Origin of the sequence: Jiella marina (genome assembly GCF_024359545.1) — a bacterium.
GTDB lineage: Bacteria > Pseudomonadota > Alphaproteobacteria > Rhizobiales > Rhizobiaceae > Jiella.
In genome coordinates this window covers 133172-148860 of record NZ_JAKQZG010000004.1, presented here as the reverse complement: position 1 = coordinate 148860, position 15689 = coordinate 133172, and the positions used below count along the sequence as shown (strand labels likewise).

The following is a 15689-nucleotide window of genomic DNA, read 5'->3' as shown; positions in this document are numbered from 1 at the left end:
AAGTTTGAATCTTTCCAGGGAGCCAACACGCTAAAGCGCTGATAATCAAGAGAACATCCCCGTCTTGCGATAGAGCGCTTCTATCGTCGAGCCGGTGATGGACGGTTCGGGCAGAGTCGCGTCGGCCTCAGAGATCGCGAACGAGCCGGCTTTCCTCCCAGAAGGCCGCGACGATGGGCGGACGCAGTTCGCGGCGGGCGGTGACGAGCCCGATCTTGTAGCTCACGTCGGGACCGGTGATCGGAATGGCCACCAGCGGGTCGGCCAGTCCGAGCACGGCCGCCGAACGGTAAGGCATCACCGTGGCGATGCCGGCCAGCCGAGTCTGGGACAAAAGCGCGATCATGGAGTTCGATTCGGTCACCGTCTCCACATGCCGCCCGCCATGGCCGAGATGGCGGTTGAGGATCTGCCGGTTCTGCATGGTGGGACTGAGAAGGCCGAGTTTCAGCGACGCCACCTCCTCCCAACTCACCTCCGCCTGGCCAGAGAAGGTCTCCCCCTTTCGGGTCACGAGACAATAGCGCTCGTCATAGAGCGGATAGCTGTCGAGCCGTTTCAGGCGGTCGTCGTCGAGATAGGTGAGGCCGACATCGAGTTCGAAATTCTCGATGCCCGCCAGGATCTCGGATGCCGTGTGCGAGGACACGTCGAACGTGACATTGTCGTGCCGGTCGTGAAAGGGCGTCGTCAGACGGGCGACGATGGCAAGGCTCGTCGGGATCGCGCCGATGCGAAGATGGCCGGACAGGCCGCGCTTCACGGTCTGGACCTCTTCGCGCATGGTGCGAACATCGTCGGTAATGCGCCGGGCCCAGGCAAGCGCCCGCTCGCCCTCTTCCGTGAGCCCGCGAAAGCGCGAGCCGCGATTGACCAGCGTGGTCCCGAGCCGCTCCTCCAACTGCCGGATGCCGGCCGACAGCGTCGGCTGGGTGATGCCCAAACGCTCGGCCGCGCGGCCAAAATGCTTCTCGCTTGCAAGCGCGATGAGATATTCCAGCTTGTCGATCATTCCCTCTGGCCAACCTTGTTCTTCTTGATGCCAGCGCGGCCAAGACTTGCTCCCGTCACACTCGCAGTGCAATGGCGCCGACTCGATCGAGTCCGCGGCGTAGAGTTCGTGTCGGGATACGCCGTTTCCCGGGCCGATGCGAGAACGGCAAGCAGATCAGGGACCGACCGAGGCTTCATTCGATGTCATATGACGAACTTTCGCAACTCGGTCGGGCGAGCAGCGCACCGGCCTCCCCCGGCGAGGCGATGCTCGAGACCGTTCCCTATACAAGGAGCGACGGTCCGCCTGCGATCGTGCGCTTCACCTGCCCGGAATTCACTTCGCTCTGCCCGGTCACCGGCCAGCCGGACTTCGCCCACATCGTGATCGACTATGCGCCCGATGCACGCCTGGTGGAATCGAAGTCGCTGAAGCTGTTTCTCACGAGCTTTCGCAATCATGGCGCCTTCCACGAGGACTGCACGGTGATGATCGCCCGGCGCGTCATGGAGGCGACGAAGCCTCTCTGGCTTCGGATCGGCGGTTACTGGTATCCGCGCGGCGGCATCCCCATCGACGTGTTCTGGCAAAGCGGGTCGCCGCCGGAGGGCGTGTTCCTGCCCGATCAGGGTGTCCCTCCCTATCGCGGGCGCGGCTGAGAAAAGCTCGGCGCGCATCGCAGGCCATGCCCGACGATCATGATTGATTGCGCGGGCCTTCTCCTCTTAAAAGCCGTGCGACGCGATTTTTTCGAGCGCATGGGGCGGTCACCGCCCAGAGCGCGTCGCCCGCCACGAACAGGACCGACCATGACCAGCCCCGACCTCACCCTCGACAAGATCGAAGACGCCATCGCGGCCATTGCCGAGGGAGAACTCGTGGTCGTGGTCGACGACACCGACCGGGAGAACGAGGGCGACCTGATCATGGCCGCCTCGAAGGCGACGCCGGAAAAGATGGCCTTCATGATCCGCCATACCAGCGGCATCATCTGCGTGCCGATGACCAGCGAGAGGGCCGATGCCCTGAACCTGCCGCCAATGGTGGCGAACAATCTCGACCCGATGCGCACCGCCTTCACCGTCTCCGTCGACTACCGCGTCGGCATGACCACCGGCATCGCCGCCGAGGAACGGGCGAACACCGCCCGCGCGCTGGCCAATCCCAATTGCGCCGCCGGCGATTTTCTGCGCCCCGGCCACATCTTTCCGCTGATCTCGCGGCCGGGCGGCGTCCTGACGCGCTCGGGCCACACCGAAGCCGGCACCGATCTTGCCCGGCTCGCAGGCCTCGAATCCGCCGGCATCCTGGCCGAGGTTGTCAATGACGACGGAACCGTCAAGCGGCTTCCCGAACTCGTCCCCTTCGCACGCGAGCACGGACTGAAGATCGTCTCGATCGAAGACCTGATCTCCTATCGCATCCGCCGGGAATCCTTCGTTCGCTGCATCCGCGAGGAGCCCTTCACGCTGGCCGGGCTCAGGGGGCAGATCCAGATCTACGAGACCCCGTTCGACGAGATCCAGCACGTGGTCTTCATCTATGGCGACGTCCACGGCCGCGAGAACGTCCCCACGCGCATCCACCGGGAACAACCGGTTCAGGAACTCAAGGGCCGCGGCGGCACCAGCCGCGGCTGGGTGGAAATCGCCGCCGAGAAGCTCAAGGAGGCGGGCCACGGCGTGATCGTCCTCCTGCGCACGGCACAGGTCGACGATTTCGAGCCAGACGAGCCGCACACGGAAGCTGGCGAGGGCGAATATCACGGCAGCGCCCGGATCCGCCGCCAGCGCTGGCGCGAAGTCGGCATCGGCGCGCAGATCCTGCGCGATATCGCGGTCAACTCCATCTCCGTCATTGCCACCCATGAGCGGGCCTATGTCGGCTTGACGGGCTTCGGCATCAAGGTTCGCGAGACGATCCTCGTCGAGGGCTGAGCGCAAGCACGCAACAGGAATTTGCCCAGGATCCACCCCGGCGTCTGCAAGGCGCCGGCACTCAGACGTGCGCCCACGCCTGTCCGGACCCGCATGAGGGACGCGGGACGCCATCGCCGCGGTCCCCTCGGGATCGCTCTCGAAGCACGCGTTGTGTTCTCCTGAGAAGTGACGGCAAAGGCGTCAAGCAGACATGCCCGCCTCCGCGAGCCCGACGATACCGGGTCAGGCCCCACGGGACTGCGAGCGCGGCCGCCTCCATGGGTTGCAGGGCGCACGTGCGCTGCGCTCAGCTTCATAAAACAAGCCGCTTGAGACGCCCACAACCCTGAGGCTCAGTCGTCTGGATCGCATTGGCCGGATGCCGCCGGCGCCGATCTTCGGGCCTCGAACAAGGCCTTCCCCAGCGGATTTGATACGTCTGTAGTACATTTATCCAGTCTTGCTGGTCTGCTCGGCAACATTCTTTTGTTGCATTGCAAAATTCTTCAGCTTTCTGCGATCGAGCCAAAACTGGACAGCCCAATGCATCATTTCCGCACAGATTATGTCTCAAAATGGAACAACTTCCGGAAAATGTTGGCTTTTTCGTAAGGCCGCTGTTTTCTTCTATTGCTATTTGAAAAGACCCAATTCATGCTTCCCTTGCGCAACATCAAACACGGAGGCGTTTTTTCTCATGCGCAAAGTGCTGCTCACGCTGATCGCCACTGCCGGCGCAGTCTCCTTCTCGGCGACTGCAGACGCGAAATGGTACAAGAAGCATGTCGATGAACGGGGCGGCAAATGCTACCTCGTCGAATACGTTCCATCCACGTACAAATACAACACGCGGGGCAAGCTCGTCACGCATGAAAGCACGTCGTGGGATGGCGACATCGTCGACGGAGGCAAGATCTACCATCGTCGCAATCCGGCCGTCTATATCACGACCAAGAAGCTGGTCGAGAAAGACCACTATACTCTCGTGCCCTGCTAAGCCGAGTATTGTCGATCGGGGAGAGAACAGCGATCTCTCCCCGCCCGTTCTGCCCCTTGCAAGGATGCGTTGAAGGACTGCCATCGATGGCGATGGTGACAGCCGACTTCGCGTGGAAGACAGGGACGCACCGCAGCTGCCGTTAAGGCGTCCTTAAGACCCTCGACTAAAGAATACCACCAGCGCGAGAGCCTGGTGTGTGCAATCGGGTGGCGGGCCTCTTGTGGAGCGGGACGGCTTCCAAGGGAGGTGGTGCAGCTCTCGAATGACAGGCGAAGAAGACCTGCCTGCCCCAGCGAGACTTGGCGAGACCGGCCGGTCTGTCCCGCCAAGGATCGGGCCGAACCATCGGCCGGACGAAACGACGGAGAGGAGACCAGGCGCCATGTTGCTTTCCAGCATTCTTCTGGCCGGAGCGATCGCAATCCCGTTCTCCGACGCCCCCGCGCCCGGCGGCAACAGCGCACCGGCTGACATCGCCCGTTACGAGACCATGTTCGAATTCGCGGAATCGGATGGTGGTTATCGCCTGAATGCCGTCGTCGTCGATCTGGCCACGGGCAACCATCGTTCCGTCGCCATCGGCGACTGCCGCACCATCAACATCAATTCCTTCGAGGAAGGCCTGTTCGGTACGCCGGTCGTCTGCAACGGCGTCGACTACAGCTTCGATGTCCGCCAGGGAGAAATCGTCGTCGATGCGAGCACCGGCGGCCGCCCTGCCATCATCCAGAAACTGGAAGCGGGCCACGCCATGATCAACGGCATGCCGTTGCTCATAGAAGCAAGTCGGGCGCGATAGGAAAGCTCTCATAGCCCTCGAACGGCCGGAGATAGCGAACCTCGCCGTCGATCGTGGGATGCGGTGAGACGAGCCGGTTGGCCGGCGCCGGTCCGCGGACGAGCGGAGCAACCGCAGCCGGTTCAGCGATATTGCTGCTGTCCGGAGGCGTCGGCTGCGTCATCACTGCCGTGAAGGCGGATGTGGCCTCGTTCTCTCGCGTTTCCGGGCTTTGCTGCAGATACTGTTCGGTCATTGCCGACTGAGGATTCGTCGAAACCTTGCCGGTCATCACCGCGCCCGGAAGCTTGCTCGTGACATCGAAGCGATCATCCAAGCTCTCGCCAGTCATGGGCACCGTGCTCAGATCCTCCGCCGCCTGATATGATGTATTGTCTTCTTCGCCCAGCCCGCCGTCCTCAGCCGCGTTGTATGGCTCGAGAAAGCCTTCGTAGGACAGGGCGCCGATGACATAGGGGGGCACGTAATAGGCCGCGTTCGTTTCGGTGATCGGGCGCACCATCAGCACGGAACCGCTCTCGCAGGCCTCGGCCGTTGGCGCACCGATCGGGCTCAATGTGACGTAGCAGGTCGACGGCTTGGTGGCGCACCCCGCAAATCCGAGTCCGCCCAGCACCAGGAGCTGAAGAAAGATTGAACGTGCCGCCATCGAGGGCCTCCTCGCGGCGACGATCTGCTGTCATGGTTAATCCGTGGTTAATCATGGGCGAACTCGCGCCCTATGGCAGCCTCCAGGCCAGCCTCGCGTCAGTTCGACAGGCCGAGCCGCGCCACGGTGCGTCGCACCGCCTCGATGAACAGGCGCAGCGCCGGCGACGGGTCGCCCTCGCCGCGCATGGTCAGGCCCACCGGCCCCAGCGTCTCGCGCATCGGCAAGGGAAGCTCCACCAGCATCCCCTCCGCGACATCGACGGCGACGACGCCGGACGAAATGACCCAGACCGCATCGGTCTTGCGAACGTAAGCGCGTCCAAAGGTCTCCGCGACCGTCTCGATGCGGTGCCTGCCACGACCAATGCCATAGGCGATGAAGTATTGTTCGGCGATCGTCCGGATGGCCGCGTCGCGGTTTGGAAAGATGATCGGATAGCCGGCGATCGCCGCAATGTCGGCGCTCCCGACCAGAGGATGTCCCGGTCTGACCACCAGGCTGACGCGCTCCGAATAAAGCTGCGAAAAGCTCAGCCCCGCCATCGCCTCGGGATTGCCCAACCGGCCGATGACCAGATCGAGCGCGCCGCTTGCAAGCTCCGACAAAAGATAACCGTTCGGGCCGGTCACGATAGCGAGCCCCGCCTCTGGCGCCACCTGGCCCATCTCGATCGCCGCGTCGGGCACGATACGGGCGGCAACCGACGGCAAGGCCCCGATCGACAGCCGGAGGTCGCCGGCGGCAAGGGTCTCCGCAATGCCGTCAATCCCTTGGCGAAGCGCTGCCAGGCTGGCATTCGCATAGGCGTGAAACATCTGGCCGACAGGGGTGAGCGCGACGCCGGAGCGGCTGCGGTCCATCAGCCGCGCGCCCAGAACGGCTTCCAGTTCGGCCAGCGTCTTGGACACCGCCGGCTGCGAAATGTGCAATGCCTCGCCCGCTCGCCCGACGCTGCCGAGACGCGCCACCTCGACGAAGGTTCGCAGGTGGCGAAACTTGATACGCTGATCGATTTCCATAACCGGATTTGCATGATAACCGGCGCCCGATTTCACTTTACATGAATTTTCCCCCCTTTCATACTTCTCGGCCGGGAGGACAGCAGACCATGGCGGCGAACGAACCGAACGAGCGCTTGACGCGTGGCATGGCGACGCGCCGCGCCGTCCTCGGCGATGCGCATGTCGATCGCGCGCAGGCGAACACGACGGCGTTCGATCAGGACTTCCAGACCTTCATCACCGAGGCGGCCTGGGGTTCGGTCTGGTCGCGGCCACATTTTTCCAAACGGGAGCGCTCGATCGTGACGCTGGCCTTGCTGGCCGCGCTCGGCCATGAGGAGGAGTTTGCCATGCATGTCAGGGCGACGGCGCAGACCGGCGCGAGTGCCGATGACGTGCTCGAAACCCTCCTCCACGTGGCGGTCTATGCCGGCGTTCCCGCGGCCAACAATGCCATCAAGCTCGCCAAGCAGGTCTTCGCCGAAACCGAGACCGCGAACGGAAAGGACAGGCCATGAGCGGCGGCTCCTTTTACCAGCGCGACCGCCGGTGGCATCCCCCGGCCTATTCGCCCGGCTACAAGACCAGTATCACGCGTTCGCCGCAGAAGGCGCTGATCGCACTCGACAACACGCTCTCGGAGATGACCGGGCCAGTCTTCGGACACGACATGCTCGGCCCCCTCGACAATGACCTCATCCGCAACTTCGCCAAGGACGGGGACCCGATCGGCCAGCGCATCATCGTCCACGGGCGTGTGCTCGACGAGGACGGCCGGCCGGTGCCCGGCGCCCTGATCGAGGTTTGGCAGGCCAATGCCGGCGGGCGCTATCGCCACAAGAAGGAAACCTATCTGGCCCCGCTCGATCCGAATTTCGGCGGTTGCGGCCGCACGATCACCGCGGAAGACGGTTCCTACCGCTTCCGCACGATCAAGCCGGGCCCCTACCCCTGGCCGAACGGCCCGAACGACTGGCGCCCGGCCCACATCCACCTGTCGATCTTCGGCCATGGCTTTGCCCAGCGGCTGATCACCCAGATGTATTTCGAGGGCGATCCGCTGATCTGGCTCTGCCCGATCGTCGCGACCATTCCCGACAAGGCGGCGATCGAAAGGCTGATCGCACCGCTCGACATGGCGAACACCGTCCCGATGGACGCCCGCGCCTACAAGTTCGACATCGTGCTGCGCGGCCGTCGGTCCACGCTGTTCGAGAACCGGATGGAGGGCAATTGATGGTGCAGTCGCTCGATCGGCTCAAGGAAAGCGCCTCCCAAACCGCCGGCCCTTACGTCCATATCGGCTGCACGCCAAATTTCAGCGGTATCACCGGCGTCTATGAGGAAGACCTCGGCAACCGCATGCTGTCGCCCGAGACGAAGGGCGAGCGCATCCGTGTGATCGGCCGCGTTTTCGACGGCGTCGGCACCCCTTTGAAGGATGCGCTGGTCGAGGTCTGGCAGGCGGATGCCGCCGGCCTCTACCCCTCGCCCCAGGAGACCCGCGGTCAAGCCGACCCGCATTTCAGCGGTTTCGGCCGCTCGCCTGGCGACATGGAAACCGGCGAGTTCGTCTTCGATACGATCAAGCCCGGTCCTGTGCCGTTCAAGGACGGGCGTCTGCAGGCGCCGCATCTGACCCTCTGGATCGTGGCGCGCGGGATCAATCTCGGCCTGCATACGCGGCTGTATTTCGGCGACGAGACAGAAGCCAACGAGGCCGACCCGATTCTCTCGCGCATCGAACACCGCAGCCGCGCGCCGACTCTGATCGCGCCGATGACAACGGAGGACGGCCGCCCGACCTACCGCCACGACATCTACCTCCAGGGCGACCGGGAGACAATCTTCTTCGACATCTGAGTTCGAGGCGGCGTGCGACAATGACGAAGCGATCATGAGCGAGACACCACGGCGCACCCAGGTCGCCATTATCGGAGGCGGTCCTGCCGGCCTGTTGCTTGCGCTCATCCTCAATCGCGCTGGCGTCGACTGTGTGGTTCTGGAACGTCGCAGCCGCGAATACGTGCTCTCGCGCATTCGTGCGGGCGTGCTCGAACAAGGAACGACCGATCTTCTGAGACTCGCCGGCGTCGGCGCGCGGATGGACCGCGAAGGCCTCATCCATGACGGCTTCGACATTGCTTGGCGCGGCGAGGTGCTGCACATCGATCTTCGGGAGCTCTCGGGCGGCAAGACCGTCATGGTCTATGGCCAGACCGAGGTGACCCACGATCTCTACGACGCGCTGGATGCCGCCGGAGTGCCCGTCATCCACGAGGCCGAAGACGCCACGCCCGAGGCCATTGAGAGCGACACCCCGTCGGTGAGCTTTCGCACCCGATCGGGCGGCGAACAGCGGATCGAATGCGACTTCATCGCCGGTTGCGATGGCTACCACGGGGTCTGCCGGCAGACGATCCCGAAGGACAGGATCGAGACCTTCGAACGGGAATATCCGTTCGGCTGGCTGGGCGTCCTGGTGCGCAAGCCGCCGATCCAGGAGGAACTCGTCTACGCGCATCATGCCCGCGGCTTCGCCCTGTGCTCCCTGCGCAGTCCGCAGCTCTCGCGTTACTACATCCAGTGCCGCAACGGCGATGATGTGAAGAACTGGACGGACGAGGCCTTCTTCGACGAACTCCAGACCCGTCTGCCCGATTCGATCGCGGCCAATCTCCAGCGCGGCCCCTCCATCGAGAAATCGATCGCACCGTTGCGTTCCTTCGTCGCCGAGCCAATGCGCTACGGCCGCCTGTTCCTTGCCGGCGATGCCGCGCATATCGTACCGCCCACGGGAGCCAAGGGTCTGAACCTTGCGGTCTCCGACATCCACTATCTGTCGCGAGGCCTTGTCGCCCACTATCAGGAGCGCGATTCCGGGCTGCTCGACCGCTATTCCGAGGACGCGCTCGCCAGGGTGTGGAAAGCGGAGCGCTTTTCCTGGTGGTTTACGTCGATGATCCACCGCTTCGAGGATGACGGCGGTTTCGGCCAGCGGATCCAGGAAGCGGAGTTCGATTTCCTGGCAAGTTCCCGCGCGGCCCAGACGGCACTGGCCGAGAACTATGTCGGCCTGCCCTTCTGAGCATCGCCGTCCAGCATCTGACCCTCTCCCCTGAAGCCCTCAGCGGGCCTCCGGATCATAGGCGACGGCCGAAACCGGCACGATCTCGATGCCACGCCGTTCCGCCTCCGGAATCCAGGCGGCAATCGATTCGATGGACTGGTCGAAGGCCGAGGCGACGCCGATCGCCGAGCCCTGTGCTCGGGCGACCTTCTCCAACGTGTCGAGCGCGCTGGCGATCGAAGCTGCGTCGCGGTTCATGTCCAGCATGACATCCGCCTTGGCGCCCGGAACGCCGCCGAGCGTCGCTGCGTCGTTGGCGACGGAGCGCGCCGAGGAACCGTCGTCGAGATACATCAGCCCGCGCTGCGAGAGCTCTGCGATCAGGCGCTCCATCGCGGCGGCGTCGCCGGTGAACCGGCCGCCCATATAGTTCATGACACCGACATAGTTGGTGATCGCGCTGAGCGAGGCATAGAGCTTCGAGAAATCACCGGCAGCGGCTTCCGCGACCGTCACCGTATTCTCGCCGGGATCGACCGAGGGATAGCCGGTTGGCTCCAGCGGAACCTGCAGCAGCAGTTCGTGGCCGCCGCGGCGAGCCGCCTCCATCCATCGTGACAGACTGTTGCCCTGTGGCGAGAAACCGAGCGTGACACCCGCCGGAAGCCGTTCCACCGCCTCCATGCTGCTCGTCTGGCTGATGCCCATTCCGCCAACGACGATGGCGACGCGCGTCGCCGGCCGACCGCTCCAGGCCCCGGCATAGACGTCGAATGGCCGGCGGCCGTCGGCGGCGCGCACCGGCAGCGGTCCGTATTCCGTCTCTTCGATCAGATCGCTCTCGGGAAGATGGGCGACCATTGGCGACTGACGGAAGGAGACGGGCTCTTCGACCCGGAAGGTCACCGGACCGGACGACATCGTGCCCGGGGTGATGATGGTGGGCGCCGGCGCCTTGGCGGGCGCTCTGGTCTCGACGTGCGGCGACGCGGCGGTCGTGAAGACCGTCGGCTCCACCTTCTCCGGGGGAGCGGCAAGCATGTCGACAAAGCGTCGCTCCGGCTCCCCATAGAGCGAGAGCGCGAGGGAACCGCTCACGGCGACGCCAGCCGCCGCAACAAGCGCGATCGCGGAGAGCCGCGGTTTCGGGCGGCGCCTGGGCCGGGCGGGGAGATCGAGCCCGAGGGGACGGTGGAGTTCGCCTTGGAGTGACATGCCTCAGAGTTAGCCGGACAAGCTTTCCTGTGGCTCGCCAGATGGCGGCTCCCAGCAAAAAAGCCCGGCCGCGCGATGCGACCGGGCTTCGATTTCGGTTTGAGCGACCGGATAGGCCGGCCGATCGATCAGTTCGCGGCGTTCGCCTCGCGCTTCGGCGGGAACATGGCGTTGGTCTTCACGCCGCGCAGGAGATCGAGAGCGTACTGGAGCTGCAGATCCTCCGCCTTCTCCGACGGCACGTAGTCCAGCGAGCCGGAGCCCTCGTCGGTCTCTTCCTGGCCGGTGATATGGCCGCGCAGTGACGACTCGCCGCGCACCAGATCGTCATCCTCGTCGAGGCCCATCTGCTCGCGGATTTCCTGCGGCAGCGGCTGCTCGACCGCGATGTCCGGATCGATGCCACGGCCCTGGATCGAGCGGCCCGACGGCGTGTAGTAGAGCGCCGTGGTGAGGCGAAGCGCGCCGTTCTGGCCGAGCGGGATGATGGTCTGCACCGAACCCTTGCCGAAGGACCGAGATCCGACCACCGTGGCGCGGCGCTGATCCTGCAGCGCACCGGCCACGATCTCGGAAGCCGAGGCCGAGCCGCCATTGACGAGGACCACCAGCGGCTTGCCGTCGATGTCGTCGCCGGCGCGGGCGTTGTAGCGCCGGGTCTCGTCGGAGTTGCGACCGCGCGTCGAAACGATCTCGCCGCTCTCGAGGAAGGCGTCGGAAACCGACACCGCCTCGTCGAGGAGACCGCCAGGGTTGCGGCGCAGATCCAGGACGTAGCCCTTCAGATTCTCTTCGCCGACCTGTTCCTTGATGTCCTCGATCGCGTCCTCGAGGCCGACCGTCGTCTGCTCGTTGAACTTGAGCACCTTGAGATAGCCGACGTCTTCCTCGACCGTATGGCGCACGGACGGCACGCGGATCTCGTCACGCGTCAGCGTCAGCCGGATCGGCTTCTTGGCGCCTTCGCGGATGATCGTCAGCTCCACATCGGTGCCGATGTCGCCCTTCATGCGCTCGACCGCTTCGCCGAGGGTCAAGCCGCGAACCTGCTCGCCATCGATTTCGGCGATCAGGTCACCGGCCAAGACGCCCGCCTTGTCGGCCGGGGTGCCTTCGAAAGGCGAGACCACCTTGACGAGTTCGTCTTCCATCGTGACTTCGATGCCGAGGCCGCCGAACTGACCGCGGGTCTCCGTCCGCATGTCTGCCGCTTCCTTGGCATTCATGTAGCTCGAATGCGGATCGAGCGAAGTCAGCATGCCGTTGATCGCCGTCTCGACCAGCTGCTGATCGTCGGGCTCCTCGACATACTGAGCGCGCACGCGCTCGAACACATCGCCAAAGATCGCAAGCTGTCGATAGGTTTCCGAGCCGGCCGCGTTTGCCACGCCGGGGTTCTGACTGACCACGGTCATCGCCGTGGCCCCCATCAGCGCGCCGGCGAACAGTATCGAAAGCTTACGAATCATTCCTCGTCCTTCCAGAGGGTTCGGCCATCCACCATGGCTGAGGATCAACCGGTTTTCCATCCTTGCGGAACTCGACGTAGAGAGCAGGTTCGCTGGCGCCGAATTCCGCCATCTGAACGCTCGCCAGACGTCGCGCTCCCATGAGAGCTACGGGCTCTCCTGCCGAAACGAACTGGCCACTCTCAACGTCGATCCGCTCCATGCCGGCCAATACGACATGATAGCCATCCCCGGCGTCCAGGATCAAGAGTTGACCATATGAGCGGAATGCCCCCGCATAGAGCACACGACCATCCGCCGGAGCCACCACAACGTCCCCGGCGCGCGTGGCGAAGGAGGATCCTGTCGTCACCCGCCCGATGTCGTCGGTCTCTCCGAATCCAATGATTTGTCGTCCCAGCACGGGTTTCGACAAACGTCCCTTGAGTGTCGAAAATGGGGCAGCAGGTGCCAGTAACGCGGTCTTGTTCCTGAGCGCGGCAATGTCGTAGCTGGGTTCGGGCGAATTATCCGGCTCGAGCGAGGCCATTTCGACCGTCTCCTCATCCGCTGCCGGCGCCCCGCCCTGCGGCTCGCTCTCCGCCACCGCCGGCGCTGCGTCGGGCGCGCTCGGCACGGTTGCGTCAGGCGCCTCCTCCGGCACCTCGGCGATGCGGGTGTCGCCGTCGTCCTGCGGGGTGGCCTCCCCGTCCTCCGTGCCCGGTGCCGCGTCGGGTGTAACGCGTCCCGAGCGGCCGGTCGCCGTTCGGCTCTCGCCTTCCTCAAGACGCCGCAAAGCCAGGCGCTCCCGCGCCGCTGCCTGTTCGGCGAGGCGCTTCGCCGCCGCTTCGCGGGCTTCGGCAGCCCGCCTTTCGGCTTCGCGTCGCGCGGCCTCCTCGCGTTCGCGGGCGGCGTCGGCATCGGCCTGCAGCGTGTCGATCAGTTCCTGGAGATCGTCCGCCTGTTTGGCGAGATCAGCGGCACGCGCGATCTCCGCCTGTCGCCTTTCGCTGCGCTCGGCCTGAAGGCGCTGCTTCTCGTCGAAGAGCCGGGCAAGACGCGCTTCCTCCCGGCGGTGGCGCATGAGCTGCTCGGCAAAGCGCTCCTTCTCGGCGAGGATCGTCTCGCGAACCGTGGACAATCGCTCGAGATCCGCCACGAGCCGCTCTGTCTCCTCGCGGATCTTCGGAACCACCGCGCCGAGCAGGATGGCGCTGCGCACCGCACCGAGCGCGTCACGTGGACGCACGAGCAAGGCCGGTGGCGGTTTGCGGCCCATGCGCTCCAGGGCGGCAAGGACCTCGGCCAGAAGATCGCGCCGCTCGACCAGCGAATCTTTGATCCCACTCTCTTCCCTGGCGAGCCCCGCGATCCGGTCTTCGGTCGAGGCAAGTTCGTCGCTGATCTTGCGCTGCTCGGCAGTGGACTGACGCAACGCCTCGTCGAGTTCGTTGCGGTCGGCTGCGATCGCGGCGATCTCCTGTTCCAGATCGCGGATGGTCTCCTGGGACAGTTCGATGCGGGAGGCCAGATCGGCGAGTTCCTGCGAGGTCTTCTCGCGCTCCTTCTCCAGGCTCTTCGAAGACAGAGGCGCGATGGCACCGACGGCCATGGGATCAGTCGCGATCTCGGATGTGGCGGTCGCAGGCCATGCGCCGAAGACGATCGAGAAAATCGCGAGCCACGCCATCATGCCCCGCAAGCCGAAGCAGTGACCGGATCTCTCCGCCCTCGCCTCTTTCCTGCTGATGTGGCCGGCCTCTCGCCCCACGATATCCCTGCCCCGTTTTGGTTCTGTCCGCTCTCGGCTCCCTGCAGGATAGAATCAGCCCGTTAACAATCCATCAACCATTCGAGCCCGCCGCCACCGATGACGATCGCTTTGTCCCCTTGAACCATCTAGGTGGGCAGGAGACCACTTTTCCGTCAACACAAACCACACGTTTTTGCACCAGGATCGTCGCACGACAGTCAACCATCGAGGACCACGATGGCAGAACGATCCAACGGATCGAAGCCGAGGCGGCTTGGTGCCTTGCTGGGCGGTGCGCTGCGCGAGCATCTGGGGCTGGCGCTCTTCGTCGCGATTTATGCCGCCACGGCCGCCATCGTCGCAGAGGCCGTCGGCCGGTCGGTGAATTTCACCATGGCCGCGAAGGCAGGTCTCCTGGCCACGATGGTCCTGGCCGTATTCGTGCCGGCCATGGTCGCTCTGCAGCTTGTCCGGCTACGGCGAACCGCACCCCGGACAAGTCCGACGCGGCATCTTCTCAACCAGTCGATCGCCTATGTCACGGAGGCCAGGCGCCTCGCCGGCGGCCTCGTCTTCCTCGCGATCTTCACGGTCTTCATGCTGTCCTTCAGCACATTGAAGGACGCGATCCCCAGCCTCAATCCCTTTTCCTGGGACATTGCCTTTCGCGACCTGGACAACTGGATGTTCTTCGGCGTTCCGCCCTGGAAGCTCAGCTTCGCCGTTTTCGGTAGCGGATTTGCGACCTTCGTCCTGAACCTCTTCTACAATGCCTGGTTCTTCGTCCTCTACATCCTGGTGCTCTGGATCGCCTTCGTCGCCAATGACAGACGATTTCGGCTGCAGTTTCTCTATGCCTATTTTCTGGTCTGGGCCGTCGGTGGCAACCTGCTCGCCGCGGTCTTCTCCTCGGCCGGGCCCGTCTATTTCGCGAGACTAGGCCTCGGTCCGGACTTCGAGCCGCAGATGACGGCGCTCAACGCCATTGCCGAGACCTGGCCGATCTGGGCGCTCGACACGCAGGAAGCGCTGTGGTCCGCCTATTCGAATGGCGCGGGCGCGATCAGCGGAATTTCGGCGATGCCCAGCATGCATGTCGCCTCGGCCTTCCTTTTCATGCTGGCCGGATACCGCATCGACCGGCGCCTCGGCCACGCGCTCGCCTTCTTCGCAGGCGTCATCGTCATCGGCTCGGTTCATCTCGGATGGCACTATTTCGCCGACGCGCTCCTCGGCATGGCCGTCACCCTCGCCGCCTGGGCGGCCGCGGCTTTCCTCGCGCGCTGGGATTGCCGGCGCATCGAGGCCGCAGAAATCGCAACGTGCGGCGCCTCACCGACAGGCGAGACGGTTCTTCAGCTGCGATGATAGGGATGGCCGGCGAGGATCGTCGCGGCACGATAGAGCTGTTCGGCGAGGATCAGGCGGGCAAGCTGGTGGGGAAAGGTCATCTTGCCGAATGAGAGGACGTGATCGGCTGCGTCCGTGAAGGCGGGATCATGGCCATCGGGCCCGCCGATGAAACAGACGAGGTCGCGGCCGTCGTCGCGATAGCGGCCAACCAGGCCGGCGAAGTCTTCGGATGATATGGTCTTGCCGCGCTCGTCGAAGACGATGCGAACGGCGCCATCGGGCGTCCCGTCGAGAAGCCGCCCAGCTTCGTCACGCCGCCGTGCAGCCACCGAATCGAACCGCGATTCCACCGTCTCGCGAAGGCCCTGCCAGTCGAGCCCGACCCCGGCGCCGGCTCTTTTCAACCGGTCGAGATAGCGCTCGACAAGATCCCGCTCCGGGCCCTGCTTCATGCGCCCGACCGCGGCGACAGCAAGCTTCACTCT

At 64.5% G+C, this 15689-nt stretch carries 16 protein-coding genes; 9 read left to right on the top strand and 7 right to left on the bottom strand.

Annotated features, from left to right (window positions below; genetic code table 11):
• Nucleotides 1-127: 127 nt before the first annotated feature.
• A complete protein-coding gene (locus MF134_RS09090) occupies nucleotides 128-1012 on the bottom strand; it encodes a LysR family transcriptional regulator (protein ID WP_255339126.1) in 885 nt (294 codons plus the stop codon).
• A 182-nt stretch (nucleotides 1013-1194) separates the two neighbouring features.
• Between MF134_RS09090 and queF the strand changes: the two genes are divergently transcribed.
• The 4 genes from queF (at nucleotide 1195) to MF134_RS09070 (ending at nucleotide 4712) form a co-directional block, all read left to right on the top strand.
• Nucleotides 1195-1653 carry a preQ(1) synthase gene (queF, locus tag MF134_RS09085; RefSeq protein ID WP_255339125.1) on the top strand — a complete coding sequence of 153 codons (459 nt, stop codon included), beginning with the start codon at nucleotides 1195-1197 and terminating at the stop codon, nucleotides 1651-1653.
• Between the two features lie 150 nt (nucleotides 1654-1803).
• Nucleotides 1804-2931, top strand: coding sequence for a 3,4-dihydroxy-2-butanone-4-phosphate synthase (gene ribB, locus MF134_RS09080; RefSeq protein WP_255339124.1), 1128 nt, complete (start codon nucleotides 1804-1806; stop codon nucleotides 2929-2931).
• A gap of 679 nt (nucleotides 2932-3610) precedes the next feature.
• Complete coding sequence (locus MF134_RS09075) at nucleotides 3611-3910, top strand: hypothetical protein (protein ID WP_255339123.1); 300 nt, start codon at nucleotides 3611-3613, stop codon at nucleotides 3908-3910.
• 385 nt (nucleotides 3911-4295) lie between these two features.
• A complete protein-coding gene (locus MF134_RS09070) occupies nucleotides 4296-4712 on the top strand; it encodes a hypothetical protein (RefSeq protein ID WP_255339122.1) in 417 nt (138 codons plus the stop codon).
• On the opposite strand, the gene MF134_RS09065 is transcribed toward MF134_RS09070, so the two are convergent.
• Both MF134_RS09065 and pcaQ read right to left on the bottom strand, forming a co-directional pair.
• Complete coding sequence (locus MF134_RS09065) at nucleotides 4687-5220, bottom strand: hypothetical protein (RefSeq protein ID WP_255339121.1); 534 nt, start codon at nucleotides 5218-5220, stop codon at nucleotides 4687-4689. The two genes, MF134_RS09070 and MF134_RS09065, sit on opposite strands and share 26 nt — an antisense overlap.
• A 239-nt stretch (nucleotides 5221-5459) precedes the next feature.
• On the bottom strand, nucleotides 5460-6383 hold the full coding sequence (gene pcaQ, locus MF134_RS09060; protein ID WP_255339120.1) for a pca operon transcription factor PcaQ: 924 nt from the start codon (nucleotides 6381-6383) through the stop codon (nucleotides 5460-5462).
• 89 nt (nucleotides 6384-6472) lie between these two features.
• Between pcaQ and pcaC the strand changes: the two genes are divergently transcribed.
• Genes pcaC through pobA form a run of 4 tightly spaced genes read left to right on the top strand, consistent with a single transcriptional unit; the run spans nucleotide 6473 to nucleotide 9453 of the window.
• Nucleotides 6473-6883 carry a 4-carboxymuconolactone decarboxylase gene (pcaC, locus tag MF134_RS09055; RefSeq protein ID WP_255339119.1) on the top strand — a complete coding sequence of 137 codons (411 nt, stop codon included), beginning with the start codon at nucleotides 6473-6475 and terminating at the stop codon, nucleotides 6881-6883.
• Nucleotides 6880-7602 (top strand): protocatechuate 3,4-dioxygenase subunit beta, encoded by a 723-nt coding sequence (gene pcaH, locus MF134_RS09050; RefSeq protein ID WP_255339118.1) that lies wholly within the window; start codon nucleotides 6880-6882, stop codon nucleotides 7600-7602. The genes pcaC and pcaH overlap by 4 nt, the downstream gene beginning before the upstream one ends.
• On the top strand, nucleotides 7602-8228 hold the full coding sequence (gene pcaG / locus MF134_RS09045) for a protocatechuate 3,4-dioxygenase subunit alpha (protein ID WP_255339117.1): 627 nt from the start codon (nucleotides 7602-7604) through the stop codon (nucleotides 8226-8228). The genes pcaH and pcaG overlap by 1 nt, the downstream gene beginning before the upstream one ends.
• A 34-nt stretch (nucleotides 8229-8262) precedes the next feature.
• Entirely contained in the window at nucleotides 8263-9453 is a 1191-nt protein-coding gene (gene pobA / locus MF134_RS09040; RefSeq protein ID WP_255339116.1) for a 4-hydroxybenzoate 3-monooxygenase, read from the top strand.
• A gap of 39 nt (nucleotides 9454-9492) precedes the next feature.
• Here pobA and MF134_RS09035 read toward each other — a convergent pair whose 3' ends face one another.
• The 3 genes from MF134_RS09035 to MF134_RS09025 all read right to left on the bottom strand — a co-directional run bounded on the left by MF134_RS09035 (nucleotide 9493) and on the right by MF134_RS09025 (nucleotide 13710).
• Nucleotides 9493-10533, bottom strand: a complete 1041-nt coding sequence (locus tag MF134_RS09035) for a divergent polysaccharide deacetylase family protein (RefSeq protein ID WP_255339115.1) — start codon at nucleotides 10531-10533, stop codon at nucleotides 9493-9495.
• Between the two features lie 245 nt (nucleotides 10534-10778).
• Entirely contained in the window at nucleotides 10779-12119 is a 1341-nt protein-coding gene (locus tag MF134_RS09030; RefSeq protein ID WP_255339114.1) for a S41 family peptidase, read from the bottom strand.
• A complete protein-coding gene (locus MF134_RS09025; RefSeq protein WP_255339113.1) occupies nucleotides 12109-13710 on the bottom strand; it encodes a murein hydrolase activator EnvC family protein in 1602 nt (533 codons plus the stop codon). The genes MF134_RS09030 and MF134_RS09025 overlap by 11 nt, the downstream gene beginning before the upstream one ends.
• Nucleotides 13711-14088: 378 nt before the next feature.
• Between MF134_RS09025 and MF134_RS09020 the strand changes: the two genes are divergently transcribed.
• Entirely contained in the window at nucleotides 14089-15219 is a 1131-nt protein-coding gene (locus tag MF134_RS09020; RefSeq protein ID WP_255339112.1) for a phosphatase PAP2 family protein, read from the top strand.
• Here the strand turns inward: MF134_RS09020 and rlmH are convergent.
• Entirely contained in the window at nucleotides 15207-15686 is a 480-nt protein-coding gene (rlmH, locus tag MF134_RS09015) for a 23S rRNA (pseudouridine(1915)-N(3))-methyltransferase RlmH (RefSeq protein WP_255339111.1), read from the bottom strand. The two genes, MF134_RS09020 and rlmH, sit on opposite strands and share 13 nt — an antisense overlap.
• Nucleotides 15687-15689: the final 3 nt, after the last annotated feature.